The sequence below is a fragment of the Pseudomonas sp. P1_A1 genome (assembly GCF_056406935.1).
This window is the reverse complement of sequence record NZ_JBFTZE010000002.1, coordinates 18,278-42,707: the sequence shown is the minus strand read 5'-3', so window position 1 is coordinate 42,707 and position 24,430 is coordinate 18,278. Positions and strand designations below refer to the sequence as shown.

The following is a 24,430-nucleotide window of genomic DNA, read 5'->3' as shown; positions in this document are numbered from 1 at the left end:
GAGTTAGCTGAATGAAAAAACTACTCGTCGCGTTCGCTGCCGTTGCAGCCTTTTCCGCCCACGCCGCCGACACCCTGACCGTTGCGGCCACTCCGGTGCCGCACGCGGAAATCCTCGAGTTCGTTAAACCGGCCCTGGCCAAAGAAGGCGTGGACCTGAAAGTCAAAGTCTTCACCGACTACATCCAGCCGAACGTACAGGTGGCCGAGAAGCGTCTGGACGCCAACTTCTTCCAGCACCAACCGTACCTGGATGAATTCAACAAGGCCAAGGGCACTAACCTCGTCAGCGTTGCCGGTGTGCACCTGGAGCCGCTGGGCGCTTACTCCAGCAAGTACAAGAAACTGGAAGAGCTGCCGGGCGGCGCCAACGTGGTGATCCCGAACGACGCCACCAACGGCGGCCGTGCGCTGTTGCTGCTGGCGAAGGCTGGCCTGATCAAGTTGAAGGATTCGAACAACATCCTGTCGACCGTCAAGGACATCACCGAGAACACCAAGGACCTGAAATTCCGTGAACTGGAAGCCGCGACCATCCCGCGCGTGCTGACTCAGGTCGATCTGGCGCTGATCAACACCAACTACGCGCTGGAAGCCAAGCTCGATCCGTCCAAGGACGCGCTGGTCATCGAAGGCAGCGACTCGCCGTACGTGAACATCCTCGTTGCCCGTCCGGACGACAAGGACAGCGCGGCAATGCAGAAACTGGTTGCTGCCCTGCACAGCCCGGAAGTGAAAGCCTTCATTCTCGAGAAGTACAAAGGCGCGGTATTGCCGGCGTTCTGATCTGAAGCTTTAACGAAAAAAATGGGGCGCATTGAATGCGCCCCATTTTTTTGCCTGAAACACCGTACCTGTGGTGCTTATTGACGGTTGAGCATCACCGGCAACTGCGCCACCAGTTTCTGGTTATTCAGCGGTGCACGAATGAACCCGCGTTGAGTCCCGTCCGGTCCGATCACCGCCAGGTTGCCGCTGTGGTCGACGGTGTAGTTCGGCTTGCTGGTGTCCGCCGGAATGAACGGAATGCTCACCGCGTTGGCCATTTTCTGAAGGTCTTCGACTGAGGATGCGGTCAGCCCGATGAATTGCGGATCGAAGTAGCCCAGGTACTGCTTGAGTTGCTTGGGCGTGTCGCGGTTCGGGTCGACGCTGACCAGGATGACCTGCAACTTGTTCACCGCATCCGCCGGCAGTTCACTCTTGATCTGCCGCAGCTGGGCGAGGGTGGTCGGGCAGATGTCCGGGCAGAAGGTGTAGCCGAAGAACAGCAAACTCCACTTGCCTTTCAGTTCGTTGATCGCCACTGGCTTGCCGTCCTGATCGGTCATCTTCACGTCCGGCAGATTACGGCTTTGGGGTAGCAGGATGATCCCCGCATCGATCAGCGCCGTCGGGTCGCCCTGGTTTTTTCCGGTCAGTACTTTATTGACGGTCAGGCCCAGGATCAGCGCGATCAGGGCAACGAGGATGAAGACGGTTTTCTGGGTTCGAGTCATAGGATCAACAGTAAGTAGTGGTCTACGAGCAGCGCGATAAACAGCAGGAACAAGTAGTAGATAGAGTACTTGAACGTGTTGATCGCCGCGTGCGGTCGAGTGCCACGGTACAGCACCACGGCCCATTGCAGAAACCTTGCGCCCAGTAGAAGGGCACACATCAGGTAGAGCACGCCGCTCATGTGGATCACGTAGGGCATCAGGCTGACGGCCAGCAACGCAAAGGTATAAAGCAGGATGTGGACTTTGGTGTAGTGCTCGCCATGGGTCACCGGCAGCATCGGAATGTCAGCCTTGGCGTATTCCTCCTTGCGGTGAATCGCCAGCGCCCAGAAGTGCGGCGGGGTCCAGGCGAAGATGATCAGCACCAGCAACAATGGTTCGGCGCCGACATGACCGGTGGCGGCGGTCCAGCCGAGCAGTGGCGGGGCAGCTCCGGCGAGGCCGCCGATGACGATGTTCTGCGGCGTCGCGCGTTTCAGGAAGCCGGTATAGACCACGGCATAACCGAGCAAGGAGGCGAGGGTCAGCCACGCCGTCAACGGGTTGGTGAAAGTCAGCAACAAGGCCTGACCGAGCATCGCCAGTATCAGGGCGAAGGTCAGCGCAGCGGCTGGAGATACCCGGCCTTCGGCCAGGGGCCGTTTGTGGGTCCGGGCCATGACCGCGTCGATGCGCCGGTCCACCACATGATTGACCGCTGCGGCACCGCCGGCACACAGGGCGATCCCCAGATTGCCGAACACCAGCACCGTCCATGGCACCCCGGCGCGGGTCGCGAGGAACATGCCGACCAGCGAGGTGATGAGCATCAGCACCACCACTTTCGGCTTGGTCAGTTCCAGGTAGTCTCGCCAGATGGCCTGACTGTGACGTTCGCCGATCAGAGTCGCCATGGCATCTCTCCTTTTATTGTTATGGGCCCGGCCGAGTGTTTACGCAGGCGTAGACGCCAGCGCCGAAGGGGCTGATGCTTGACTCGAACCAGACTGGTTCGCGCGTGATAATTGACCAGCACCATCGTCAGCAACAGCGCCGCACCGCCGGCGTTGTGGGCGACGGCCACCGGCAGCGGCAAGTGGAACACCACGTTGCTGATGCCCAGGGTGATCTGTGCGGCAAGGGCGATCAGCACCATGACGGCCAGGCGCGTCATGCCGACGACCTTCAGTTGCCAGGCCAGACCGAGCAGAACAAAGGTGACCAGTAATGCGCCGATGCGGTGAGTCAGGTGAATCGCGGTGCGGGCATCGCTGTCCAGCTGCCCGCCCAGATAATTCGGGCCGATGTGTTGGGTCAGGTGAAAACCGTTGGCGAAATCAGTCGGTGGCAGCCATTGGCCGTGGCAGGTCGGAAAGTCGATGCAGGCTACCGCCGCGTAATTGGAGCTGACCCAGCCACCGAGAGCAATTTGCAGGATCACCAACAGCAAGCCGGCGGTTGCCCAGTATTGCAAACGTCGAGGCACGGTAAGCGCCGGCAATACGCCGGACAGGCGCAAGGTCAGCAGAAACAACAGGCTCAAGGTCGCAAAACCACCGAGTAAATGTCCGGTGACCACTTGCGGCCAAAGCTTGAGCGTCACCGTCCACATGCCGAAAGCCGCTTGGCCAATGACCAACGCCAGCAGGAACAGCGGCAACTTCACCGGCTGCCCCGGATGATGACGATGGACCCAGGCGCGGCCCGCCAGCACCGCGATCAGCAGCCCCAGCGTGCCGGCGAAGTAGCGATGGACCATTTCGTTCCAGCCCTTGTGGGCTTCCACCGGGGTGTCTGGAAAATGCAGTTCGGCATGAGCCAGCTGGGCTTCGCTTTGCGGCACGCTGATAAAACCGTAGCAGCCGGGCCAGTCCGGGCAGCCGAGGCCGGCGTGGGTCAGGCGTGTGTAAGCGCCGAGCAACACCACAATCAGTGCCAGCAAGGTGGCAAACAGCGCGAGGCGAAATCCAGGTTTGGCCATGACGATGCCCTTATCCGATGTTCGACAGTTTCAGCAGGTGGCGCAGGTCGTTGAGCAGGTCCTTGCCCTTCACCGTCGGGTCGTAACGCAGCACCAGATTGCCGTGAGGGTCGATGATCCACAGGTGCGGTGTGTCATTGCTCTGCGCGCCTTTGATGTAGGACGGCAGGTCCAATGAATAGCGTTGCAACTGTGGGTACTCGCGTTGAAGTTTAGTCTCGTAATCGCTGTTCAGCGGCTGCGCGATGGCCAGCGCATGGCTGGCGCGGGCAGCATCGCGACCGAGGCCGATCTGGATCTGCCGCGCCAGATAAACCAGCTGCTGGCAATCCACCGAACAGTCCTTGGGCGCTGTTACCAGCAACTGCCAGCGGTCTTCCTGCGCCTGTACGCCGATGTCGGCGCGGGTCTGGCCGTTGCCGATCAGTTCACCGTGATAACTGCGGCCGTCTGGCACCCAGAACTGCAATTTGTACATACCGGTGGCGAGGATCATCGGACCGATCACTCCCAATAAAATCAGCAACAACTGCAAGCGTCCGCGCCGCCGATTCACCGGTGCTTTCGCCTCAGACATGCCGGGTGGATTCATGGCCACTCCCATTATTGTTCTCCTTTGCGTTGTGCCAGCCGAGATAGAGGTAAAGGCCGAGCAGGGCGATCGCCAGGGCGAACCACTGCACGGCGTAAGCCAGGTGCTTTTCCGGCCCCATGGCCACCACCGGCCAATCGGCCCGGTAGGTCGCAGGGCCACTTTGCGCGCGTAATTCGTAGGCGAAACCGTCACGTTCAAGCGCCGTCCACAACCTCGCCGGTTCAACGGCGGTGATCAGTTGTGGCCAGGTCGTGGTGTTGGGGTCGGCGTGCAACTGGAACGTTGCGCCGGGGGAGACGTAGACCCAGGCGTCGAGGCTCAACACCTGAGTCGGTGTGGTGAATGACGGCGGTGTGCGCCGATCCGGCCACGGCAGCCAGCCGCGATTGACCAGCAACCAGAGCCCGGTGGCCTGATCCTGAAACGGTTGCAACAGCTCGACCCCGACCTTGCCATCGCGCTGCCGGTTATCCAGCAGCACGCTGTGTTCGGCATCGAACTGGCCGTGCAGGCGAACCCGGCGGAAAACCGGATCTTCGGTGTGTTGCAGTTCGGTGCTGGCCATCGGTTCGGCCGCCCGGCGCTCGGCGTAATTTTGCAGCAGCGTGCTTTTCTCCGCGCCCCGGCTCAACTGCCAGAAGCCGAGTGACACCAGCAAGGGCAGCAGCACCGCGACCACCAGAGTCGGCACGAGGCCCGGCCGGAAGCGCTTCATGGCGTCGCCAGAAAGTCGGTCTTCGCGATAGCTATACTCACATGCATCGCCTGTCCCCCGGAGTGTCACCATGCTCAAAGCAGCCATCGTCCTGATGCTGATTGCCACGGTTGTCAGCCTGTTCAGCGGCCTGTTTTTTCTGGTCAAGGACGACAGCAGCTCGAATCGCCTGGTCATCGCCTTGAGTATTCGTGTTGCGCTGGCCGCGATCACTGTCGGCTTGATCGCCTGGGGTTTTTTCAGCGGCCAACTGGTGTCCCACGTGCCTTGGTAGTCATGAGTGCCAGGCTCAGAGCACGTAGACGAAAACGAACAGCCCGATCCACACCACATCCACAAAGTGCCAGTACCAGGTCGCCGCCTCGAATCCGAAATGGTGGTCTGCATTGAAGTGTCCGCGCATGATGCGCATCAGCATGACGAACAGGATGATGGTGCCGATGGTCACGTGGGCACCGTGGAAACCGGTGAGCATGAAGAACGTTGCACCGTAGATGCCGGAACCCAGGGTCAGGCCCAGCTCGTGGTAGGCGTGCAGATATTCTTTGGCTTGAAAGCCCAGGAAGCCGCAACCGAGCAACACGGTCAGCGCCAGCCAGATTTTCAGCGCGCCGCGATGGCCTTTCTTCAAGGCGTGGTGAGCGATGGTCACGGTGACGCTGGAACTCACCAACAGCACGGTGTTGAGCAGCGGCAGGCCCCAGGGGCTGATGACTTCCTTGGGTGGAGGAAAGAGTTTCGAGTCCGGGTTGCTCAGCAGTGGCCAGGTGAATTCGAACGCCGGCCACAGCATGTGGGCGATGCCTTTGGTGCCTTCACCGCCCAAGGCAGGACCTGCGACGTTGCGCACATAAAACAGCGCGCCGAAAAAGGCCAGGAAGAACATCACCTCCGAGAAAATGAACCAGCTCATGCCCCAGCGGAACGAGCGGTCGAGTTGCGGGCTGTACAACCCCGCGCGACTCTCCTTGACCACCGTCCCGAACCAGCCGAACAGCATGTAGGCCAGCAGCAGTCCGCCGACGAAAAAGATCAGCGGGCCATGGGATTCCGGCCGCGCAGCCTTCAGGTCATTGAACCAGGTGCCCAGGCCGAACACCGTGACCAGCATGCCGATCGTGGCGATGATCGGCCATTTGCTCTGGGCTGGAACGTAATAATGTTCATGAGTTGCCATTTATTGTTCTCCTTATCGGGCACGCTTTAACGCCTAGCCACCGGTGCTTGCTGCAACAGCCACGGGCGGATGACGTGCGGTGATATCGAACAGCGTGTAGGACAGCGTCAGGTGCTTCACATCCTTGGGCATGTCGCGGTCAACGATGAACCGTACTGGCATCTCGATGCGCTGACCGGGCTGCAGCACTTGCTGGGTAAAGCAGAAACATTCGGTCTTGTGGAAGTACGCTGCGGCTGCACTCGGCGCGATACTCGGCACCGCCTGGGCGCTCATCGGCCGGTCGGTGGGGTTGTGGGCGATAAAAATCATCTCGTTCACCGCCCCGGGGTGCGCGGTCAGCTCATCCGTCTTGGGATAGAAGTCCCAGGGCATGTCAGCGGCGTTGGTCGACAGAAACTGCACGCGAACCTGCCGCGAGGCGTCGACCGTTTGCTCGCCTTCATACTGCCCGGCGGTTTTGCCATTGATGCCGAATGCCTTGCACATCACGTCGTAGATCGGTACCAGGGCAAAGCCGAAGACAAACATCGCCGCCACCACCAGCAACAGGCGGGTGACCAGCTTCTTCATCGAGATCGAGTCAGCCATGACGTCTAACCTCCACCGCTCCCACAAAGGCTAGTGCGTTCATTTCACTTCCGGCGGTGTGGTGAAGGTGTGATACGGCGCGGGCGACGGAATGCTCCATTCCAGGCCTTCGGCACCATCCCACGGCTTGGCCGGTGCCGGCTCTCCGCCGCGAATGGTCTTGATCACGATGAACAGGAAGAAGATCTGCGTGGCACCAAACATGAACGCGCCGATCGACGACACCATGTTGAAGTCGGCGAATTGCAGGTTGTAGTCCGGAATCCGCCGCGGCATGCCCGCCAGGCCTACGAAGTGCATCGGGAAGAACGCCATGTTCATGCCGATGAAAGACAGCCAGAAGTGCAGCTTGCCAAGGGTTTCGTCGTACATGTGGCCGGTCCACTTCGGCAGCCAGAAGTAAGCCGAGGCGAAGATCCCGAAGATCGCCCCCGGTACCAGCACGTAATGGAAGTGCGCGACCACGAAGTAGGTGTCCTGGTATTGGAAGTCCGCGGGGGCGATGGCCAGCATCAACCCGGAGAATCCGCCAATGGAAAACAGGATCACGAACGCCACCGCGAACAGCATCGGCGTCTCGAAGGTCAGCGAACCTTGCCACATGGTGCTGGCCCAGTTGAACACCTTCACGCCGGTCGGCACTGCGATCAGCAGCGTGGCGTACATGAAGAACAACTCGCCCACCAGCGGAATGCCGACCACGAACATGTGGTGCGCCCAGACGATGAATGACAGGAAGGCAATACTGGCCGTGGCATAGACCATCGAGGTGTAGCCAAACAGCGGCTTGCGCGAGAACGCCGGAATGATCGAGCTGACGGCACCGAAGGCCGGCAGGATCATGATGTACACCTCGGGGTGACCGAAGAACCAGAACACATGCTGGAACAGCACCGGATCACCGCCACCGGCGGCACTGAAGAAACTGGTGCCGAAGTGGATGTCCATCAACATCATGGTCACGCAGCCGGCCAGCACCGGCATCACTGCGATCAGCAGGAACGCGGTGATCAGCCAGGTCCAGACGAACAGCGGCATTTTCATCAGCGTCATGCCGGGGGCGCGCAGGTTGAGGATGGTCGCGATCACGTTGATCGCCCCCATGATCGAACTGATCCCCATCAAGTGGATGGCGAAGATGAAAAACGTCACGCTTTCCGGCGCGTAGGTGGTCGACAGCGGTGCGTAGAAGGTCCAGCCGAAATTCGGCCCACCACCGGGGGTGAACAGGGTCGACACCAACAGAATGAACGCCGCCGGCAACAGCCAGAAGCTGAAGTTGTTCATCCGTGGCAGGGCCATGTCCGGCGCGCCGATCATCAACGGGATCATCCAGTTGGCGAGGCCGACGAAGGCCGGCATCACCGCACCGAAGACCATCACCAAGCCGTGCATGGTGGTCATCTGGTTGAAGAACTCAGGCTGGACGATTTGCAACCCCGGCTGGAACAGCTCGGCACGAATCACCATGGCGAACGAGCCGCCCAGCAGGAACATGGTGAACGCAAACCACAGGTACAGCGTGCCGATATCCTTGTGGTTGGTAGTCAACACCCAACGCATCAGGCCTTTGGCAGGGCCGTGGGCGTGGGCGGTATCGGTATGAACATGGTCATCGACTACAACAGTCATGTCCTGTCTCCTGCAAACGGCTGGGCTGGGCGAACCGGGACGTCATGCCCCGACCGATTCCTTGAGTACGCAATAGACCGGGTCATTTGCTTTCCGCCTGTTTCAACTCCAGCACTTCTTTAGGGGTGACCATGTCGCCTTTGTTGTTGCCCCAGGCGTTACGTTCGTAGGTCACGACCGCCGCGATATCGACTTCCGAGAGCTGCTTGCCGAACGCCGCCATGGCGGTGCCGGGCTTGCCGTGGAAGACCAGGCTCAGGTGATCCTTGATCGGGCCGGTGGCGATTTTCGAGCCCTTGAGTGCCGGGAACATCGGCGGCAGGCCTTGGCCTTCGGCCTGGTGACAGGCCACGCAAGTGGTGTGATAGATCTTGTCGCCGCGCTCCTTGAGCTCGTCGAGGGTCCATTCCTTGCTGGTCAGCTCTTTGAGTTGCGCGGCTTCCGCCTTGCGCTCGCCCAGCCATTTTTCGTAGTCGGCCTTTTCCTTGACTTCGACCACGATCGGCATGAAGCCGTGGTCCTTGCCGCACAGCTCGGCGCACTGGCCACGGTAGATGCCGGGTTTGTCGACACGGGTCCAGGATTCATTGACGAAGCCCGGAATCGCATCGCGTTTGACCGCGAAAGCCGGCACCCACCAAGAGTGGATGACGTCGGCGGAGGTCACCAGGAAGCGCACCTTGGCACCGATCGGCAGCACCAATGGTTTGTCGACCTCCAGCAGGTAATGCTCGCCCTTGGCTTCCTTGTTGTGGATCTGATCGGCGGGGGTGGTCAGGTTGCTAAAGAATTCGACGTCCTGACCCAGGTATTTGTAGTGCCACTTCCACTGATAACCGGTGACCTGGATATCAATATCCGGCTCGGTGTTGTCATACATCTTGATCAGGGTGGCGGTTGCGGGAACCGCCATGGCCACCAGGATAAGCAGGGGCACGATGGTCCAGAGGATTTCAACGGTGGTGCTTTCATGAAATTTTGCGGCCACCTGCCCGGTCGAGCGGCGGTGGACCATCATCGACCAGAACATGGCGCCGAAGACGATGATGCCGATCACTACACAGATCCAGAAAATGGTCATGTGCAGATCGAATACTGCGTGACTGATCTCAGTCGCTCCAGGCGCCATATTGACAGTCCAGGCCGCTTGCGCCTGACTGAAAATCGACCACAACAGGAGGCCCATCCAGACATGTGGATGTCGCATCATTGCGGGTTCCCCTTATCGTTCTTGTTATCCCGTAGGCGTAACGCCTGCGGCAAGGGAGCGGCTTTTTCAGACCACGAACTTGAATCGCCGAGCCTTGCTGCCTATGCAGTCGGGTGTCATCAGCTAACTCCATTCAGAACCGAGTATAGACAGCGACTGCCACCTCGCAACGCGACGGGGTAAATCAACTGAAACAGCCTGGACTTGCGTTCCAGGTCACGAATGGAGAAGGATGTAGACGAGTGGTGGCAAATCGATATAACGCAGACGTCTCAAGGATGAAATAATTATGACAAATGCGTCTTAGCCTTTTTTCTGAGCCAGCTAAGTTATGTCTTCCCTATTCCATTGCCTTTGTTTCCTGGAGTTTTCATGAACACCGCCGCATTGCGCGAGCAGATCCAAAAAGCCCTGCAACACGAGGCCGAGACCGGCCTGCTGACTCGTCAGCTGGAAACCCAACTGCCGCACCTTCACTCCGCCATCCAATTGCCGGATGTCGACGCCAACGGAGTGATGACGCGTTTTGTGGCCGCGTATATAGAACAAGTGCCAGACCTGCTGGACGCAGCCAATGAAGTCGCCAGGGAAGCGGGCATCGAATCGCAGATCAAGCCGGTGCTGACAATCGCCGAGCAGTTCTTCCTCCAGCCGCCGGCGATCATGGCCGGTCACGTCGGCTTGGACAGCCTGCTGGATGAAGCTTATCTGGCGCACCGTTTGGTTGAAGAGGTCAACGACCTGTACATCAAGCATTTTGGCCAGCCACTGATCCCCTTGGACATGACTGTCGCCAACCTGATTGCCCACCAATTGATTGGCGAGGAATTTGCCAACCAACTGGATGAGGCGGTGCATCACGCGGTGGACGAGATGCTTGACGATGAAAGTTTCGCGCTGGAGTCGGTGGAGGCCTACCGCGAGAAACTCAACAGCCCGGACACCGGCGCCGCGTGGAAGCGCTGGCCGTGCCTGTCGCGCCAATTGGGCGTGGAGCTGGAGCTGGATCAGCCAGCGGCTTGATCCAACGGTAAGAACCGAACACCTGTGGGAGCGAGCAAGCCCGCTCCCACACTGTTATCTATCCGGCGGAACCTACGCCCGTCGTGGTCCGCAACCGTCCTTCAAGCCTGCGCTTCAACCCCCGCGCTTCAATCACCAACTTCGAACCCTTGGCCGCATTGGCCCGGCCCCACTCCTCCAGCAACTCAAGGCACGAGTGATCGATGTAGCTCAGGTTATTGAGCGGCACATGCACCGTCGCGCCTGCGGGAATGCTCCCCAGCACCTGGGTCAACGCCGGCACCTTGAGGAAGGTCGCCGCCCCCACCAGTCGCAGTTCCATCTCGCCGTCCGCCGGTAGATCGATCAGGCTGATTTTCAGGCGCGACGCTTTCCAGGCCAGTTTGGCCAGCGTCAGGCCGAAGCCGATCAGCACGCCCGTCAGCAGGTCGGTGAAGATGATTGCCAGTGCAGTCGCCGCATAGGTGAACATCGGCATCCGGCCATAACGGCCCAGGCCGCGAAAGGCCTTGAGGTCTACCAGTTTGAAACCGGTGTAAACCAGCACGCCCGCCAGGCTCGCCACCGGAATGCTTTGCAGCACGCTCGATAGCAGCAGCACGAAAGCCAGCAACCACAGGCCATGGAACACCGTCGACAGGCGGGTGGTGGCGCCGGCCTGAACGTTGGCCGAGCTGCGCACGATCACTCCGGTCATCGGCAGCGCGCCAAGCAGGCCACACAACATGTTGCCCACACCTTGTGCCGACAGTTCGCGGTCGAAGTCCGAACGTTGACCGCTGTGCATGCGATCCACGGCGGCGGCCGAGAGCAGGGTTTCGGCGCTGGCGATAAAGGCCACGGCGAAGGCGGCGATCAGCAGGGTTGGGTCAGCCAGGTTGAGCAGATCCGCCGGGCGTAGCCAATCGATGGCTTCTGCCAGGTTGGCCGGAACCTCCACGCGTTTGACTTGCAAGGCGAGCGCCAGGCTGGCGATCGTTGCCAGACCGACCCCGAGCAATGCACCGGGAACGAAGCGCAGGGAATGCGGGCGGAATTTCTCCCACAGCCACATTACGGCAATGGTCGACACTCCGAGCAAACCCGCCTGCCAGCCGAACGAAGGCACAGCCTGCATCACTGCTGCGGGGAAGGCCGCCAGATTATCCAGTCCCGAGGGTTTGGGCACGGCATCGAGCATCACGTGCACCTGTGACAGCACGATCAACACCCCGATACCGGCGAGCATGCCGTACACCACGGCTGGCGCCGTGACCCGAAACCAGCAACCCAGTTTCAAACGCCCGGCCACCAGTTGCAGAAAACCCGCCAGTAGCAGGATCGGCCCGAGCATGGCGATACCATGCTGGCGCACCAGTTCGAACACCAATACCGCCAGGCCTGCCGCCGGACCGCTGACTTGCAGCGGTGAACCGGCGAGCCAGCCGACCACCAGCCCACCGATGATGCCGGTGATCAGGCCTTTGGCCGGTGGCAGCCCCGAGGCGATGGCGATGCCCATGCACAAGGGCAGGGCAACCAGAAACACAACCACCGAAGCCAGCAACTCCCGTGGCAGAACAGCTTTTAATTGAGCGGCACGCATGGTGACTCTCCCGAAGTTTTCTTCAGGCATGGCAAAGCCGGGCTGCCTGATCAGCAGCCTCGGCTAAACCACACAGGATCTGGTGACCTGTCTCGCAAACGTTGTTGTGAGACAGGCTACGAAGAGGATTTAGAAGCGCGCTTTGGGCGTCGCCACCGGAATCGGATGGCTGCCATCGAGCGGCAGGAAACAACCCTGATCCGCGTCGTAAGCCTGGATTTCGCTGGTTTCGATGTTGTACACCCAACCATGGATAAACAGCTGACCGTTGGCCATGCGCGAGGCCACCGACGGGTGCGTGCGCAAATGCTGCAACTGAGCGATCACATTCTCTTCGGTAAGGATGTGCATGCTCTCGCTTTCATTCGAGCAATGGCAGTTGTCCTGAACCATGGTTTTCGCCACTTCCGCATGGCGCAGCCAGGCTTTGACCGTCGGCATCTTTTCCAGGCTCTGCGGGTTGAGTACCGCGCGCATGGCGCCACAGTCAGAGTGGCCGCAAATGATGATGTGCTGTACGCCGAGCGCCAGCACCGCGTATTCGATGGCTGTGGAAACACCACCGTTCATTTGCCCATAAGGCGGCACGACGTTGCCGACGTTACGGGTGACGAACAGGTCGCCGGGGGCGCTTTGGGTGATCAGCTCGGGAACAATGCGCGAATCGGCGCACGCGATGAACATCGCCCTAGGCCGCTGGGCCGTGGCGAGTTTTTTGAAGAGCTCTTCCTGCTGCGGAAAGATCTCGTGATGAAAATGCAAAAAGCCGTCAACGATATGCTGCAACGCTGCATCGGCGGTTTCCGCCTCTGGTTGGGCTGAAGCCGACGCAGCCAAAGGCTGTTTATCCTTGTCACTCATGATTCATCCTCTTTGGCGGAGTCAGGGAATTTTCCCGTTTTGTCCGATGTGAAGCCAGTGGCTGTATAAAAAACATCCAGGTCGAAAAGCAGACCCGTCAGTCACTCGATGAACAAGGTAGCGGCCGAAGCTTAACTCAAACTGAATCAAGCGCTCTAGAACGTGCGTTCCAGGTCATAAGAAATATGACCAGCTTGAACACGACGTACTTTTTTCACTACTGCACCATAGGTCCAATTGTCCTTAAATCAATGACATCTGGCGACCCGGCGGACAAAAGGCTTTGCAGTCCAGGTCGAAACCTTCCCGACGGTTGAGCCCCAGGCGCCTGATGGTTTTGGCAAAACGCTGCGCCAACAGGTCGGCAAACGGTCCTTCACCGCGCATACGGGCGCCAAACCGACTGTCGTAAAGCTCCCCACCACGGCTCTGGCGGATCAGGCTCAACACATGAGCTGCACGCYGAGGATAGTGGGCGGCCAGCCACTCTTCGAACAGCGGCGCCACTTCCAGCGGCAGGCGCAACATCATATAAGCCGCAGTTTGCGCTCCGGCCGCATGGGCTTCGGTCAGCAAGCTTTCGAGCTCGCTGTCGTTGATCATCGGAATCATCGGTGAACACAAGACACCCACCGGAATCCCCGCTTCACGCATTACCCGGATCGCCCGCAGTCGTGCCTTGGGCGCAGCCGTACGGGGTTCGAGGATGCGTTTGAGCTCATCGTCCAGAGTGGTGAGGCTGATCATCACCGCCACCAGTCGTTGTTCGGCGAGTTCGGCCAGCAAGTCCAGATCGCGCAGAATCAGCGAGCCCTTGGTGATGATGGTCACTGGATGGCGATAGCGCAGCAGCACCTCGAGGATCCTGCGGGTGATTTTGTGTTCACGCTCGATCGGCTGATAAGGATCGGTGTTGGAGCCCAGGTTGATCGGCGCGCATTGATAGCCGCGTTTGGACAGTTGTTCTTCCAGCACATCGGCGGCGTTGGTCTTGGCGATCAGTCTGGTTTCGAAATCCAGCCCTGGCGACATGTCCCAGTAGGCGTGGCTGGGCCGTGCGTAGCAATAGATACAGCCATGCTCGCAGCCACGATAGGGATTGATCGAGCGGTCGAAGGGCAAGTCCGGCGAGTTGTTGCGGGTAATGATGGTCTTCGCCGTCTCGATGCGCACCTCGGTGCCTTGGGTGAGCGGCGCTTCCTGATACCAGCCGTCATCCTCGGCCACCGAACGGTTCGGTGCGAAACGGTTGTGCGGGTTGGTGGCGGTGCCGCGACCGCGGGGTGGCAGAGGCGTGTTCATCGATAAAAGCCCATTGACTGTATGTGCATACAGTATCAAGGGGGCAAGCGACAAGCCAGTGCCGTTCGGCGAGTGAATGTCCGAGATTATATAAAGGAACTAACAAGACAAGTTTCTGGATCAAGCGCATCGCGCAACCGTCATCACCGGAAATATATATAAAGTAGCGCGATTACAAAGGTTGTTAGTACTATCCTCGCTACACGAAGTTGTCGTGGATTATTAATTAAAAGGATTTAATCATGTCGTTTTTTAATCAGCGTGGTATTTTTTTACAACTGTTGGCGCCGAGCATAACCAATCCTCGCGAAGCACAAGTATCGATGCAGCTTGCCCGTAAAGAGCCGGGATGGGATGCGGTAAATGAAATGCAGACAGAGGCACTGGTCGATTCCGTCTATGTGACAGCGGTTTCCAGCGATGGTGGTCAGTCTTTCACGATCAAAACCATTAACAGTGATGTGGACGGTGATGGCGATATTGATGGTGACGACAAGGCAAAACTGCTGGCCTTGGCCAAGGCTTATTCCAGTATCGTAAATCCCTGAAGTTGATAGTAGTTGCCAGGTCTGCATGAGACTCCATGCGGGCCTGGTTTTATCGGCGTCTATTAACTCAAGGTCTTGCCGGATAGTGTCTCTCAGTCAACTAGCGATGTCGGACAGTCTGACTGATCTGAATGACAACCAGGCTCGGGCATTTGCTGTTCTATTCACGATTCTTTGACAGTGCCCTCACAGGTCTTTGACTGTCCCGAGTTCAGGCTATCGATCACTTATCCATCACTTCACGGTCGCCTGAGCATGTCCCTACTGCGCCTTCTACCTGCGACGTTTCTTTTGTCGCTGGCCGCACTTTTCAACCTGACGCTGGCCCACGCTGACGACGCTGCTCTATCCCGGCCTGCGGAATGGGCTCAATCGGTGGAGGTTCAGTACAACCTCTATCAGATGTCCCCGACCCTCTATCGCAGTGCGTTGCCGGACAAGGGGGCGGTGCCGTTGCTGGAAAAACTCAAGGTCGCCACTGTCATCAACTTCCTGCCTGAACCGGACTCAAGCTGGTTGTCCAAACCCGGAATCACCCAGATACAGCTGCCCTACCGCACCAATCATGTGGATGACAGTGATGTGCTCAAGGCCCTTCGCACGATTCAGAGCGCCGAGGCCAAAGGGCCTGTGCTTATGCACTGCAAACACGGCTCGGATCGCACCGGCCTGATGGCGGCGATGTACCGGGTGGTGGTGCAGGGCTGGAGTAAGGAAGATGCGCTGAGTGAAATGACTCAGGGCGGTTTTGGCGATAGCACCCACTTCAAGGACGGCATTCGCTACATGATGCAGGCCGATGTCGACAAACTTCGTACGGCGCTGGCCAATGGTGATTGCAGCACCAGTCCGTTTGCCATGTGTTCGATGAAGAGTTGGTTCAACTCGGCCCATGTCGAGTAACCACTGTCACCGGGAAAAGATCCTCGGCAAGCGACCGTCCCAGAAATGCCTCTAGAGATGACAATAGAGCGCGCGAATCCCCGGATGAAAAAACGGTTTCTCGCAAAGCTTTACCTGTTTTGGCATTGAAAACCCAATCCCGCTCAAAGCGTTTGAAGGCTTCGGTGGCCAGCACATCCGACCAGCTGTAGGCGTAAACCGACGCGCCGTAACCCGTCACCATATAATCGAAACTGTTGGCGAGCCGGCTGTAGGAAGACAGTTTCAGGTGAGGAATTACCCGCTGTACGTCTTCGAACACTTGCCGAACGCTACGACCATCGCCTTGGAATCGGTGCAATTGGAAATCAAACAAGCCAGCCATCAGTAATCTGGCTGTCTGCCAGCTGCTATGGGCTTGAAGCGATGTCAGCGCTTTATCGATTTGAGCCTCGATCAAGCGTTCACCGGTCCGATAATGGGCCGCCAGCCACCGTAGAAACTCTGCTGAAAAGCACCAGCGTTCGAATAGTTGCCCGGCAAATTCCGCCGTGTCGCGCCCCAGCTGGGAGATGCCTGAAAGAGTGTAATGCGGTGAACGAGTCAGAGTGTGGTGCAGGCAGTGGCCAAATTCATGGAAAAGCACCCGCAGATCCAGATGAGTCAGTAGACAAGGCTGATCAGCCAGAACCTCAGTGAAGTTGGCGTGAATAACGGCAATCGGCAGGGTCAATCGGCCTTCGGCGTTCACTCGCCGGTTGCGCGGTGTTGCGGTCCATGGGAAGTCAGGGGCCTCCTTGCGATGGAACGGGTCGAGGTAAATGTGTCCGATCACCTGCCCATGCTCGCTGACTTCAAATAGACGGACGTTGTCATGCCAGCGACTGAACGCTGATTGCTCAACGATCCGGACCCCGAACATGCGCTCGCTGAACAGGCAGATTCGGCGCAGGGTTGCGTCCAGGGGAAAATAATCGCGCAGGTTTTTCAGGGGCGTATCGAGGTATTGCTGGCGCAGCTTTTCGGCGAGAAACTCGTGGTCCCAGGGCTGTACCTCAGCAATGCCCTGTCCGGCCGCGAAGTCCTTGAGCGCTTGCGCATCTTCCTCGAAGGTCGGTGTTTTCAGTGCCACTTGTCGACGCAGGAATCCGCTGACCTGTGCGGTTGAGTCCGCCATTCGGTTCGTCAGGCTCAGTTGGGAAAAGTTTTCATACCCCAGCAGTTGGGCTTTGAGATGACGCTTGGCCAACAGCGACTCCAATACCGGGCCATTATCGAATTGCCCGGCATGCGGACCCTGATCGGAGGCTCGAGTGTTGAAGGCAATGAAATACTCTTCACGCAGGGAGCGATCTTCGGCATAGACCATGACTTGATTGTAGGTGTCCTGATCAAGGGTTATCAGCCACCCCGCATGCCCAGCCTGCCGTGCGTTGAGTGCCAGACGATCTTGGGTCGCCACGGGTAAACCGTTGAGTTGAGCGACTGTGTCGATGCGCTTGCCCCAGGCTGAGCCAGCATTCCCCAGGTGTTTCAGGAATAGGCTCTCGAGCGCGCTGATTTCGCGATTCAGGCGAGCAAGCTGCTGCTGTTGATCGAGGGGCAATTCGATCCCGGAGAAACGAAACCTGCGCAGAATCTTGTTCAGCACGGTTTTGCGAGACTCATCGAAACTTGCGGCGATCGGGCTTTGTGCAAGCTTTTGATAGGCTCGGAACAGTGCCTGATTGCTCATTTTTTCGGTTTTGTACTGCGCCACGGCATCACGACATGCAGCGATTGCCAACTCCCAGGTGTCACCGTCGTGCTTCACCATGGCGAGGGTTTCGATGATACCCATGGCTTCATCCAGGCGTGCATCGGTGTCATCGACCGCCAGCACAAGGTCGTCCCAGGTCGGGAATGCTGATTGGGTGGCGATGATGTCGGAAATGACCTGACGGTTGTCGTTGATGATTTTTTCGATGGCCGGCACCAGATGCTCGGCGCGAACAGTCGAATAGGGCGGCAGATCCCAGTGCTGCAGAAGTGGATTGATATCGGTCATGGCGTCTTCCTTGGATGGAGGCTGGATGTGGTCAGCCTAAAAAGGAAGCGCAGGGCAAAGGTGGTAGATAGATACCACCTTCCACCCCATTGGAAGTGGAAGATGGTGTTCAGTCAGTGCTGTTCGTCAGGCTTTTTCTTCAGCTTCGGGTTCGGGAAAAACTGCACGGCCTGAACCTTGGCGTCCGGCACCTTGAGTGCCGAGGTGTTAACCCGGGTGCCCAATTCCTTGGGCACCGACAGGCCTTGTTCATTCAGCGTGTCGGAATAACCGCAGGCCACACACTCGCGATGTGGAACGGTATCTTCGTTCCACATCATCAACTTGTCGGGTTCGCTGCAGGCCGGGCAGACCGCCCCGGCGATAAAGCGCTTTTTGGTAATCACAGGTCCCTCACTCATGCTGCCGCGTCCTCGGTCAGGCCGCTATGGCGCAAGAGTGCGTCAATCGATGGCGCACGGCCACGGAAGTCGACGAACAGCACCATCGGTTCCTGGGAACCACCTCGTGCCAGGATCGCTTCGCGGAAGGCGCGACCGGTCTGGGCATTGAGCACGCCGTCTTCTTCGAATTTCGAGAAGGCATCGGCCGACAACACTTCAGCCCACTTGTAGCTGTAGTAACCTGCCGCGTAACCACCGGCGAAGATGTGGGCGAAGCTGTTGGGGAAACGGTTGTAGGCCGGTGGACGCATGACCGAAACCTCATCACGCACGCCTTCGAGCACTTGCAGCACGCTGCGGCCGTCGCCGTGAGTGGCGTGCAGCTCGAAGTCGAACAGCGAGAACTCCAGTTGGCGGACCATCATCAGTCCGGACTGGAAGTTCTTCGCCGCGAGCATTTTCTCCAGCAGATCCTGAGGCAACGGTTCGCCGGTTTCGTAGTGACCCGAAATCAGTGCCAGACCTTCCGGCTCCCAGCACCAGTTTTCCATGAACTGGCTTGGCAGCTCGACCGCATCCCAGGCCACGCCGTTGATGCCGGACACGCCAGCGTGCTCGACGCGGGTCAGCAGGTGATGCAGGCCGTGACCGAATTCATGGAACAGGGTGGTCACTTCGTCGTGGGTCAGCAGGGCTGGTTTACCGCTGTCGGCCGGGGTGAAGTTGCACACCAGGTTCGCCACCGGGCTTTGCAGCACGCCATTGATTGTGCGGCGGTGATCGCGGGCGCCGTCCATCCAGGCACCGCCACGCTTGTTGGCGCGGGCATAGAGGTCGAAGAAGAAGCGGCCGACGTGCTGGCCGTTTTCCTTGATTTCGAACAGGCGAACGTCCGGGTGCCAGGTTTCGAAGCCTTTCAGCTCGGCGATCTCGATGCCGTACAGGCGCTGGACGATGGCGAACAGCCCACCCAAAACCTTGTCGATGGGGAAGTACGCGCGAAGGGTTTCCTGGGCAACGCTGTAGCGCTGCTCGCGAAGTTTTTCACCGTAGAAACCGCTGTCCCAGCTTTGCAGGTCCGGGCAACCCTGTTCGGCGGCGTAGGCCTTGAGCTGCTCCAGATCCCGGACGGCGAACGGCTTGCTGCGCTTGGCCAGGTCGCGCAGGAAGCTGAGTACCTGATCGCTGGATTCGGCCATTTTGGTCGCCAGACTCAGCTCCGAGAAGCTGGTGAAGCCCAACAGTTTTGCCAGTTCCTGACGCAGGTCGAGGATTTCTTCCATGACCGGGCCGTTATCGTTCTGACCGGCATTCGGGCCTTGGTCCGACGCACGGGTGCAGTAGGCGGCGTAGACTTCTTCGCGCAGGGCGCGGTCCTGGGCGTAGGTCATCACCGCGTAGTAACTCGGGAATTCCAGGGTGATCAGCCAGCCGTCGAGGTCTTTGGCTTGCGCGGCGGCGGCCATCTGCGCCTTGGCCGAATCGGTCAGGCCGGCGAGGGCGGCTTCGTCAGTGATGTGCTTGGTCCAGGCCTGAGTGGCGTCGAGCAACTGGTTGGAGAAGCGACTGCCCAGCTCCGACAGTTTGCTCTGCACGTCGGCATAACGCTTTTGTTCGGCTTCAGGCAGGTCGATACCTGACAGGCGGAAGTCACGCAGGGCGTGCTCCAGGATGGTTTTCTGCGCCACGTCGAAACCGGCGGCCTCAGGACTGTTCGCCAGCGCTTCATAGGCCTGAAACAGTTCACGGTTCTGGCCCAGCTCGGTGGCGTAGGCACTCAGGGCCGGCAGGCAGGACTCGTAAGCCTCGCGCAACTCAGCGCTGTTGCACACGGCATTGAGGTGGCTGACCGGGCTCCAGGCGGCGCCCAGGCGATCGTTGAGTTCGTCCATCGCCAGCACCAGGCCGGCCCAGGTCGGTTGTTTGCCCTGGGTCTTGAGGATCTCGACAATGGCGGCGCGGTTGTCAGCCAGGATTTTTTCAATGGCCGGTTGCACGTGTTCGGCACGGATCGCCGAGAACGGCGGCAGGTCGTAGGACTGCAGAAGAGGGTTGTTCACGCTCACGGTTGGCACCTTGGCTGGAAAACATGCGGGAAGAAACATGCGCCCATCTTAATTACAATCGACGCTCACCGCAGCTATCGGCAACAGAGAGAAACCCTATCGTGACCCTTCGCAAGTATCAGAACTACACGCCGCTGCTGGGCAAAGGCGCTTTTGTCGACGGCTCGGCAGTGGTGATCGGCGACGTCGAAATCGGCGAAGACAGCTCCGTCTGGCCGCTGACGGTGATCCGCGGCGACATGCATCGCATCCGGATCGGTGCGCGCACCAGCGTGCAGGACGGCTGCGTGTTGCACATCACCCATGCAGGGCCATTCAACCCCGATGGCTTTCCGTTACTGATCGGCGACGATGTGACCATCGCGCATAAAGTCATGCTTCATGGTTGCGCCGTGGGCAACCGGATTCTGATCGGCATGGGCAGCATTGTCATGGACGGTGCGGTGGTCGAGGACGATGTGATCATCGGCGCCGGTAGCCTGGTGCCACCGGGTAAGCGCCTGGAAAGCGGTTTCCTTTATGTCGGGAGCCCGGTGAAACAGATCCGGCCGCTGACGGACAAGGAAAAAGCCTTTTTCACCTACAGTGCAGCGAATTACGTGAAGCTCAAGGACCTGCATCTGGCCGAAGGCTACGACCAGCTCTAAGCCGCTTGATAACGGAAAGCGTCTCGCTATTGCTCAGGAATTTCCATGCATTACCAAACCGTACTGTTCGACCTCGATGGCACGCTGACCGACCCGCGCGAAGGCATCACCCGCTCCATCCAGTTCGCCCTGAGCAAACTGGGTATCGATGAACCGGACCTGACCAGGCTCGAACATTTCATTGGCCCGCCATTGTTGCAGGCGTTCATGCAGTTCTATGACTTCGACGAGCCCAAGGCCTGGGAGGCAGTGAACTTCTATCGTGAACGCTTCAAGGTCACCGGCCTGTATGAAAACCGCGTGTTCGACGGCGTCACGCCGCTGCTGGAAACCCTCGGTGGGCAAGGGCGACAGCTGTATATCGCGACCTCCAAGCCATGGGTTTTCGCCCGGGAAATCGCCCGGCACTTCGACTTCGCCAAGCATTTCAAGATGATTTATGGCAGTGAGCTGGATGGCACGCGGACCAACAAGGTCGAGCTGATTGCACACTTGATGGCCGAAGAGGGGCTCGACCCGGCCAATACGCTGATGATCGGCGACCGAAAGCACGATCTGATCGGCGCTCGCAGCAATGGCCTGGACGCGGCGGCGGTGGGTTATGGGTTTGGCAGCCGGGAAGAGTTGAGCGCCGAAGCACCGGCGTATCACTTCGAGACGCTGGATGAGTTGCATCAGGCGTTTTTGCAGCGCTGATCAAATCCCTTCGAGGGCAAGTCGGATCGCCGCACCGCCTGYGAAGGGGCCCGTTCAGCCACCGGAGTTCGCTGATTCTGCCAACGCCCTCAACGCCGCCTTGCGCTCCCCAACCGGCAACGCGCCCACCTTCTCCACTGCCGCATAAAACCTCACCCAATCCCCATCGACCTGCCTGAACAGTGCGGTAAACGCTGGCACCCACTGGTCATACAAACCAAACGGCAATAATCGGGCGTTGTTCATCGGGGCGTTGATCCATGCATCGTAGCGATTGTTGCCAGCCCATTGGCTGTCACGCAGGGTCCTGTACTCACGGCGCAGTTGTTCGAACTCGGCCGCTTTTCGCTCACGCATTTGGTCGGCCGGCAGCGGTAGGGCGTAAAGCCGTTCAAGCCGGGTGCGGGTGTCCAGAATCAATTGGATGAACTGGTCGCGTTGGCGTACCAACGCTCCATTATCCGGCGGCATGTCTCGGAATGCGCGCCATTGGCGAGTGCCTTCCTGTTCGACGAACGTGGCGAAGGACTCGTTGAACTCGGTGTCGTCTTTCACATAAAAACGTTGGTGCGCGAGTTCGTGGAATATCAGCGTCGCCAACCGCTCGTCGCCCCACGCCATCATCGAGCTAATAATCGGATCGTTGAACCAACCGAGCGTCGAATAGGCCTCGACGCCGCCAATCGACACGTCCATACCTTGCAGGCGTTGCAAGGCAGCCTCGCCGCGAGCAGCGCTCTGACTGTAAAAACCGCGATAAGCGACGCAGCCGGCGACGGGGAAGCAATGGTTCTGCGGCTTCAGCGAAAACTCCGGCGTGGCGAAGACATTCCAGACTACAAACGGTCGGCCGATGTCGGCGTACAAGCGGTAGCTCTGGTTGTCCGGCAGATGCAGGTGTTGGCTGGCGAACGTTCGAGCCTTTTGTGACTGGGCCAGGTGCGCACGCAATTGCCGGTCGCGGTCGGGGTCGGCAATCACATTGGCAATCGGCTCCCGGGCCCGCAGCAAGTGCAGCTGACCACTGGCCAATTGGCCGTAATAGCTGACGCTCGCGCAGCCATTGAGCGACAAAAGAAAAACACCCGGAAACAAAATGCGTAAAACGCGATCAAGTAACCCAAGGCTTGGACGCGGCCTGATCAAAATAAAAACATCCCTGGAAAGTCTGCCCGCAAGACTATCCCGCCTATTGGAGCTCCGCTATGCGCAAGTTGATGCTGACGGGAGGCCTGCTGATGCTGGCCGGTTGTGCCGGATTGCCCACCCCTGATCCTTCGCAGGCCTGGATCGATCTGGATTCACTGCAGCAAGACACCGCGCTGCAAGCGCTGAAAGTCGATGACCAGGCTTCCGTCGACAAGCGTTACTTCGAGGTACAGCCCGGCAGCCATGAACTGAAGGTTCGCTATTTGTTCGCGGTCCAGCCGACCAACATTGGCCCCGATGCCGAGCCGCTGTGGCGCGATTGCCAGCTGAGTGTGAAATTCAAGGACTTCAACGCCGGGCAGCGGTATCAGCTACAAGCAGGGAATATCGGTTTTCGGCCGTGGGCAAAGCTCTATGACCAGCAGCGAAAAGTGATTGGGCAGGGTAAGCCAGCGGGCTGCCAACGTACCTGATCGGCGCTATGCTGAATGACCAGTCCTTGGGATATTCATCATGCGCAGGTTGTTGCTGTTGCTCGCTGCAGGTGCCTTTGTCGGCTGTACGAGCCCGTTGCCGACGGTCGATCCGCAGATGGCCTGGGTCGACTTTGCTACGCCAGTTCCCGGCGGGAAACTGCTGATGGCCGATCGTCTGGACAACCAGCGGTTGAGCGATGGCCGTTACTTTCAGGTCACCCCGGGTAGTCATGAGCTCAGGGTACGTTTTGACTTTGAAGTGTTTGGCGGAGGGCCGGGGTTGCTGAACACTCCTCTGGAGCGAATATGCTACCTGACCATCAATTACGACCATTTCGAGGCCGGCCAGCGTTATCTGTTGGAAGCTCGCTCCATAGCCTTCACCCCCAGCGCCCGGCTGTATAACGCCAAGCGGGAGATTGTCGCCGAAGATCGCGAGAGCTACTGCCTCATGTGAGGCGAATCAACGGTCATTTTTTTGGTAGATGATTTTCTTCGTGCCGCCGTCGCACGTGCCGACCACCATATTCTGATCGTGCACTTCGTCGTTGGTGACGATTTCCAGGGTGTAGGACGAGACGTTATTGGCCTGGATCTTGGCTTCGATCTCAGCCTTGAGTTCCTCACACGATTTGGTTACCGCGAGAGCCGATGTGGCCAGCGTGCAACAGATAACCGCCAAGGCAAAACGTTTCATGGTTGAAGCTCCCTTGAGGCAGCGCGCACGGTGATGCGCTAAAGCTGCTGTCATTTATTCGACCACAATTACGCCAGCCATGTTTTGTTCCAACGCAAAAAAAGATCGCAGCTTTCGACAGCGTATACCGATCAATCAATAATCCAGGCGCTGCCGACGGCTGCGATCTTTTATCGGTTTAGCTGACCATCGTCGCATCCAGGCTGATTTTCGCATTCAGCACCTTGGACACCGGACAGCCCTCTTTGGCCTTGTTGCTCAATTCCTCGAATTGCGCTTGGGTCGCCCCGGGGATTTTCGCCTTGAGGATCAGTTTCACTGCGGTGATTGCAAAGCCGCCGTCCACCTGGTCCAGGGTCACTTCGGCGTTGGTGTCGATGCTGTCGGCCTTGAGGCCGGCCTCGCCGAGAATCATTGAAAACGCCATGGAGAAGCAGCCCGCGTGGGCCGCGCCGATCAACTCCTCCGGATTGGTGCCTTTACCGCCTTCGAAACGGGCCTTGAAGCCGTAGGGGGCTTCTCTGAGTACACCGGTTTCCGTGGAGATCGAGCCGATGCCGGTTTTCAGGTCACCTTCCCAATGAGCCGATGCTTTCTTTGTGATAGCCATGTCTGCCTCCTCAAGATCCGGCGCGAAGCGTCGCGCCTTCGTGGTTTTCGGTTACCAGGGTTCTGAGGATAGACCGT

The 24,430-nt window shown here is 58.8% G+C and carries 27 protein-coding genes; 9 read left to right on the top strand and 18 right to left on the bottom strand.

The genetic code is table 11. The features are described 5' to 3' along the window. Positions 1-11 precede the first annotated feature (11 nt). Positions 12-785, top strand: coding sequence for a MetQ/NlpA family ABC transporter substrate-binding protein (locus AC1D2Q_RS03105; RefSeq protein WP_204125570.1), 774 nt, complete (start codon positions 12-14; stop codon positions 783-785). 77 nt (positions 786-862) lie between these two features. Here AC1D2Q_RS03105 and AC1D2Q_RS03100 read toward each other — a convergent pair whose 3' ends face one another. The 5 genes from AC1D2Q_RS03100 to AC1D2Q_RS03080 are packed head-to-tail and all read right to left on the bottom strand — an operon-like array spanning position 863 to position 4,771. After that, a complete protein-coding gene (locus AC1D2Q_RS03100; RefSeq protein ID WP_019580295.1) occupies positions 863-1,498 on the bottom strand; it encodes an SCO family protein in 636 nt (211 codons plus the stop codon). Beyond that, a complete protein-coding gene (cyoE, locus tag AC1D2Q_RS03095; RefSeq protein WP_018927265.1) occupies positions 1,495-2,394 on the bottom strand; it encodes a heme o synthase in 900 nt (299 codons plus the stop codon). Before cyoE ends, AC1D2Q_RS03100 begins: the two co-directional genes overlap by 4 nt. Beyond that, positions 2,382-3,461 carry a COX15/CtaA family protein gene (locus tag AC1D2Q_RS03090; RefSeq protein ID WP_477812228.1) on the bottom strand — a complete coding sequence of 360 codons (1,080 nt, stop codon included), beginning with the start codon at positions 3,459-3,461 and terminating at the stop codon, positions 2,382-2,384. The genes cyoE and AC1D2Q_RS03090 overlap by 13 nt, the downstream gene beginning before the upstream one ends. A gap of 10 nt (positions 3,462-3,471) precedes the next feature. After that, positions 3,472-4,065: a hypothetical protein gene (locus tag AC1D2Q_RS03085; protein ID WP_477812227.1), complete on the bottom strand. Its 594-nt coding sequence runs from the start codon at positions 4,063-4,065 to the stop codon at positions 3,472-3,474. Continuing rightward, positions 4,031-4,771, bottom strand: a complete 741-nt coding sequence (locus AC1D2Q_RS03080) for an SURF1 family protein (protein WP_477812226.1) — start codon at positions 4,769-4,771, stop codon at positions 4,031-4,033. Before AC1D2Q_RS03080 ends, AC1D2Q_RS03085 begins: the two co-directional genes overlap by 35 nt. A 70-nt stretch (positions 4,772-4,841) precedes the next feature. Here AC1D2Q_RS03080 and AC1D2Q_RS03075 point away from each other — a divergent pair, with 70 nt between their 5' ends. Further along, positions 4,842-5,045: a twin transmembrane helix small protein gene (locus AC1D2Q_RS03075; RefSeq protein ID WP_018927261.1), complete on the top strand. Its 204-nt coding sequence runs from the start codon at positions 4,842-4,844 to the stop codon at positions 5,043-5,045. A 15-nt stretch (positions 5,046-5,060) separates the two neighbouring features. Here AC1D2Q_RS03075 and AC1D2Q_RS03070 read toward each other — a convergent pair whose 3' ends face one another. The 4 genes from AC1D2Q_RS03070 to coxB all read right to left on the bottom strand — a co-directional run bounded on the left by AC1D2Q_RS03070 (position 5,061) and on the right by coxB (position 9,381). Then, positions 5,061-5,948, bottom strand: a complete 888-nt coding sequence (locus tag AC1D2Q_RS03070) for a cytochrome c oxidase subunit 3 (RefSeq protein WP_477812225.1) — start codon at positions 5,946-5,948, stop codon at positions 5,061-5,063. A 33-nt stretch (positions 5,949-5,981) separates the two neighbouring features. Further along, complete coding sequence (locus AC1D2Q_RS03065) at positions 5,982-6,539, bottom strand: cytochrome c oxidase assembly protein (RefSeq protein WP_018927259.1); 558 nt, start codon at positions 6,537-6,539, stop codon at positions 5,982-5,984. Positions 6,540-6,578: 39 nt separating this feature from the next. After that, positions 6,579-8,171, bottom strand: coding sequence for a cytochrome c oxidase subunit I (ctaD, locus tag AC1D2Q_RS03060; protein WP_477812224.1), 1,593 nt, complete (start codon positions 8,169-8,171; stop codon positions 6,579-6,581). An 82-nt stretch (positions 8,172-8,253) separates the two neighbouring features. After that, the gene (gene coxB, locus AC1D2Q_RS03055; RefSeq protein ID WP_477812223.1) at positions 8,254-9,381 is read right to left on the bottom strand and encodes a cytochrome c oxidase subunit II; all 1,128 of its coding nucleotides are present in this window, start codon (positions 9,379-9,381) and stop codon (positions 8,254-8,256) included. A gap of 372 nt (positions 9,382-9,753) precedes the next feature. Here coxB and AC1D2Q_RS03050 point away from each other — a divergent pair, with 372 nt between their 5' ends. Next, positions 9,754-10,404, top strand: a complete 651-nt coding sequence (locus AC1D2Q_RS03050) for a hypothetical protein (protein ID WP_019580288.1) — start codon at positions 9,754-9,756, stop codon at positions 10,402-10,404. A gap of 58 nt (positions 10,405-10,462) precedes the next feature. On the opposite strand, the gene AC1D2Q_RS03045 is transcribed toward AC1D2Q_RS03050, so the two are convergent. The 3 genes from AC1D2Q_RS03045 to AC1D2Q_RS03035 all read right to left on the bottom strand — a co-directional run bounded on the left by AC1D2Q_RS03045 (position 10,463) and on the right by AC1D2Q_RS03035 (position 14,152). Then, on the bottom strand, positions 10,463-11,989 hold the full coding sequence (locus AC1D2Q_RS03045; protein ID WP_477812222.1) for a SulP family inorganic anion transporter: 1,527 nt from the start codon (positions 11,987-11,989) through the stop codon (positions 10,463-10,465). Positions 11,990-12,118: 129 nt separating this feature from the next. Further along, positions 12,119-12,850: a carbonic anhydrase gene (locus AC1D2Q_RS03040; RefSeq protein WP_018927254.1), complete on the bottom strand. Its 732-nt coding sequence runs from the start codon at positions 12,848-12,850 to the stop codon at positions 12,119-12,121. Positions 12,851-13,093: 243 nt separating this feature from the next. Continuing rightward, a complete protein-coding gene (locus AC1D2Q_RS03035; RefSeq protein WP_477812221.1) occupies positions 13,094-14,152 on the bottom strand; it encodes a PA0069 family radical SAM protein in 1,059 nt (352 codons plus the stop codon). Between the two features lie 242 nt (positions 14,153-14,394). Here AC1D2Q_RS03035 and AC1D2Q_RS03030 point away from each other — a divergent pair, with 242 nt between their 5' ends. Both AC1D2Q_RS03030 and AC1D2Q_RS03025 read left to right on the top strand, forming a co-directional pair. Beyond that, positions 14,395-14,700: a hypothetical protein gene (locus tag AC1D2Q_RS03030; RefSeq protein ID WP_477812220.1), complete on the top strand. Its 306-nt coding sequence runs from the start codon at positions 14,395-14,397 to the stop codon at positions 14,698-14,700. A gap of 255 nt (positions 14,701-14,955) precedes the next feature. Then, positions 14,956-15,603: a dual specificity protein phosphatase family protein gene (locus tag AC1D2Q_RS03025; RefSeq protein WP_477812219.1), complete on the top strand. Its 648-nt coding sequence runs from the start codon at positions 14,956-14,958 to the stop codon at positions 15,601-15,603. Here AC1D2Q_RS03025 and AC1D2Q_RS03020 read toward each other — a convergent pair. The 3 genes from AC1D2Q_RS03020 to prlC all read right to left on the bottom strand — a co-directional run bounded on the left by AC1D2Q_RS03020 (position 15,581) and on the right by prlC (position 20,117). Then, the gene (locus AC1D2Q_RS03020) at positions 15,581-17,629 is read right to left on the bottom strand and encodes a M3 family metallopeptidase (RefSeq protein ID WP_477812218.1); all 2,049 of its coding nucleotides are present in this window, start codon (positions 17,627-17,629) and stop codon (positions 15,581-15,583) included. The two genes, AC1D2Q_RS03025 and AC1D2Q_RS03020, sit on opposite strands and share 23 nt — an antisense overlap. A 113-nt stretch (positions 17,630-17,742) precedes the next feature. After that, on the bottom strand, positions 17,743-18,030 hold the full coding sequence (locus AC1D2Q_RS03015) for a YheV family putative zinc ribbon protein (protein WP_018927249.1): 288 nt from the start codon (positions 18,028-18,030) through the stop codon (positions 17,743-17,745). Beyond that, entirely contained in the window at positions 18,027-20,117 is a 2,091-nt protein-coding gene (gene prlC / locus AC1D2Q_RS03010) for an oligopeptidase A (protein ID WP_477812217.1), read from the bottom strand. Before prlC ends, AC1D2Q_RS03015 begins: the two co-directional genes overlap by 4 nt. 62 nt (positions 20,118-20,179) lie before the next feature. On the opposite strand from prlC, the gene AC1D2Q_RS03005 reads away from it, so the two are divergent. Then, positions 20,180-20,725 (top strand): gamma carbonic anhydrase family protein, encoded by a 546-nt coding sequence (locus AC1D2Q_RS03005; protein ID WP_007940736.1) that lies wholly within the window; start codon positions 20,180-20,182, stop codon positions 20,723-20,725. Between the two features lie 45 nt (positions 20,726-20,770). Beyond that, positions 20,771-21,421 carry an HAD family hydrolase gene (locus tag AC1D2Q_RS03000; RefSeq protein ID WP_086945262.1) on the top strand — a complete coding sequence of 217 codons (651 nt, stop codon included), beginning with the start codon at positions 20,771-20,773 and terminating at the stop codon, positions 21,419-21,421. Between the two features lie 54 nt (positions 21,422-21,475). Here AC1D2Q_RS03000 and AC1D2Q_RS02995 read toward each other — a convergent pair whose 3' ends face one another. Further along, positions 21,476-22,567: an aminopeptidase gene (locus AC1D2Q_RS02995; protein WP_477812216.1), complete on the bottom strand. Its 1,092-nt coding sequence runs from the start codon at positions 22,565-22,567 to the stop codon at positions 21,476-21,478. 59 nt (positions 22,568-22,626) lie between these two features. Here AC1D2Q_RS02995 and AC1D2Q_RS02990 point away from each other — a divergent pair, with 59 nt between their 5' ends. Both AC1D2Q_RS02990 and AC1D2Q_RS02985 read left to right on the top strand, forming a co-directional pair. Then, on the top strand, positions 22,627-23,043 hold the full coding sequence (locus AC1D2Q_RS02990; RefSeq protein ID WP_477812215.1) for a PA0061/PA0062 family lipoprotein: 417 nt from the start codon (positions 22,627-22,629) through the stop codon (positions 23,041-23,043). 40 nt (positions 23,044-23,083) lie between these two features. Further along, positions 23,084-23,503 (top strand): PA0061/PA0062 family lipoprotein, encoded by a 420-nt coding sequence (locus AC1D2Q_RS02985; RefSeq protein WP_477812214.1) that lies wholly within the window; start codon positions 23,084-23,086, stop codon positions 23,501-23,503. A 6-nt stretch (positions 23,504-23,509) separates the two neighbouring features. Here the strand turns inward: AC1D2Q_RS02985 and AC1D2Q_RS02980 are convergent, their stop codons facing one another. Both AC1D2Q_RS02980 and AC1D2Q_RS02975 read right to left on the bottom strand, forming a co-directional pair. Further along, a complete protein-coding gene (locus AC1D2Q_RS02980) occupies positions 23,510-23,743 on the bottom strand; it encodes a DUF1161 domain-containing protein (RefSeq protein ID WP_018927243.1) in 234 nt (77 codons plus the stop codon). Positions 23,744-23,921: 178 nt separating this feature from the next. After that, on the bottom strand, positions 23,922-24,353 hold the full coding sequence (locus tag AC1D2Q_RS02975) for an OsmC family protein (protein WP_477812213.1): 432 nt from the start codon (positions 24,351-24,353) through the stop codon (positions 23,922-23,924). Between the last annotated feature and the right edge of the window lie 77 nt (positions 24,354-24,430).

Coding starts and splice junctions, on each gene's coding strand:
- AC1D2Q_RS03040 (WP_018927254.1), bottom strand. CDS start 12,850: ATGAGTGACAAGGATAAACAGCCTTTGGCTGCGTCGGCTTCAGCCCAA.
- AC1D2Q_RS03025 (WP_477812219.1), top strand. CDS start 14,956: ATGTCCCTACTGCGCCTTCTACCTGCGACGTTTCTTTTGTCGCTGGCC.
- AC1D2Q_RS02985 (WP_477812214.1), top strand. CDS start 23,084: ATGCGCAGGTTGTTGCTGTTGCTCGCTGCAGGTGCCTTTGTCGGCTGT.
- AC1D2Q_RS02990 (WP_477812215.1), top strand. CDS start 22,627: ATGCGCAAGTTGATGCTGACGGGAGGCCTGCTGATGCTGGCCGGTTGT.
- AC1D2Q_RS03050 (WP_019580288.1), top strand. CDS start 9,754: ATGAACACCGCCGCATTGCGCGAGCAGATCCAAAAAGCCCTGCAACAC.
- AC1D2Q_RS03090 (WP_477812228.1), bottom strand. CDS start 3,461: ATGGCCAAACCTGGATTTCGCCTCGCGCTGTTTGCCACCTTGCTGGCA.
- AC1D2Q_RS03100 (WP_019580295.1), bottom strand. CDS start 1,498: ATGACTCGAACCCAGAAAACCGTCTTCATCCTCGTTGCCCTGATCGCG.
- coxB (WP_477812223.1), bottom strand. CDS start 9,381: ATGATGCGACATCCACATGTCTGGATGGGCCTCCTGTTGTGGTCGATT.
- AC1D2Q_RS03070 (WP_477812225.1), bottom strand. CDS start 5,948: ATGGCAACTCATGAACATTATTACGTTCCAGCCCAGAGCAAATGGCCG.
- AC1D2Q_RS03105 (WP_204125570.1), top strand. CDS start 12: ATGAAAAAACTACTCGTCGCGTTCGCTGCCGTTGCAGCCTTTTCCGCC.
- AC1D2Q_RS03085 (WP_477812227.1), bottom strand. CDS start 4,065: ATGGGAGTGGCCATGAATCCACCCGGCATGTCTGAGGCGAAAGCACCG.
- AC1D2Q_RS03075 (WP_018927261.1), top strand. CDS start 4,842: ATGCTCAAAGCAGCCATCGTCCTGATGCTGATTGCCACGGTTGTCAGC.
- prlC (WP_477812217.1), bottom strand. CDS start 20,117: ATGTTTCTTCCCGCATGTTTTCCAGCCAAGGTGCCAACCGTGAGCGTG.
- AC1D2Q_RS03065 (WP_018927259.1), bottom strand. CDS start 6,539: ATGGCTGACTCGATCTCGATGAAGAAGCTGGTCACCCGCCTGTTGCTG.
- AC1D2Q_RS03045 (WP_477812222.1), bottom strand. CDS start 11,989: ATGCGTGCCGCTCAATTAAAAGCTGTTCTGCCACGGGAGTTGCTGGCT.
- AC1D2Q_RS02975 (WP_477812213.1), bottom strand. CDS start 24,353: ATGGCTATCACAAAGAAAGCATCGGCTCATTGGGAAGGTGACCTGAAA.
- AC1D2Q_RS03030 (WP_477812220.1), top strand. CDS start 14,395: ATGTCGTTTTTTAATCAGCGTGGTATTTTTTTACAACTGTTGGCGCCG.
- ctaD (WP_477812224.1), bottom strand. CDS start 8,171: ATGACTGTTGTAGTCGATGACCATGTTCATACCGATACCGCCCACGCC.
- AC1D2Q_RS03080 (WP_477812226.1), bottom strand. CDS start 4,771: ATGAAGCGCTTCCGGCCGGGCCTCGTGCCGACTCTGGTGGTCGCGGTG.
- AC1D2Q_RS03015 (WP_018927249.1), bottom strand. CDS start 18,030: ATGAGTGAGGGACCTGTGATTACCAAAAAGCGCTTTATCGCCGGGGCG.
- AC1D2Q_RS03000 (WP_086945262.1), top strand. CDS start 20,771: ATGCATTACCAAACCGTACTGTTCGACCTCGATGGCACGCTGACCGAC.
- cyoE (WP_018927265.1), bottom strand. CDS start 2,394: ATGGCGACTCTGATCGGCGAACGTCACAGTCAGGCCATCTGGCGAGAC.
- AC1D2Q_RS03020 (WP_477812218.1), bottom strand. CDS start 17,629: ATGACCGATATCAATCCACTTCTGCAGCACTGGGATCTGCCGCCCTAT.
- AC1D2Q_RS02980 (WP_018927243.1), bottom strand. CDS start 23,743: ATGAAACGTTTTGCCTTGGCGGTTATCTGTTGCACGCTGGCCACATCG.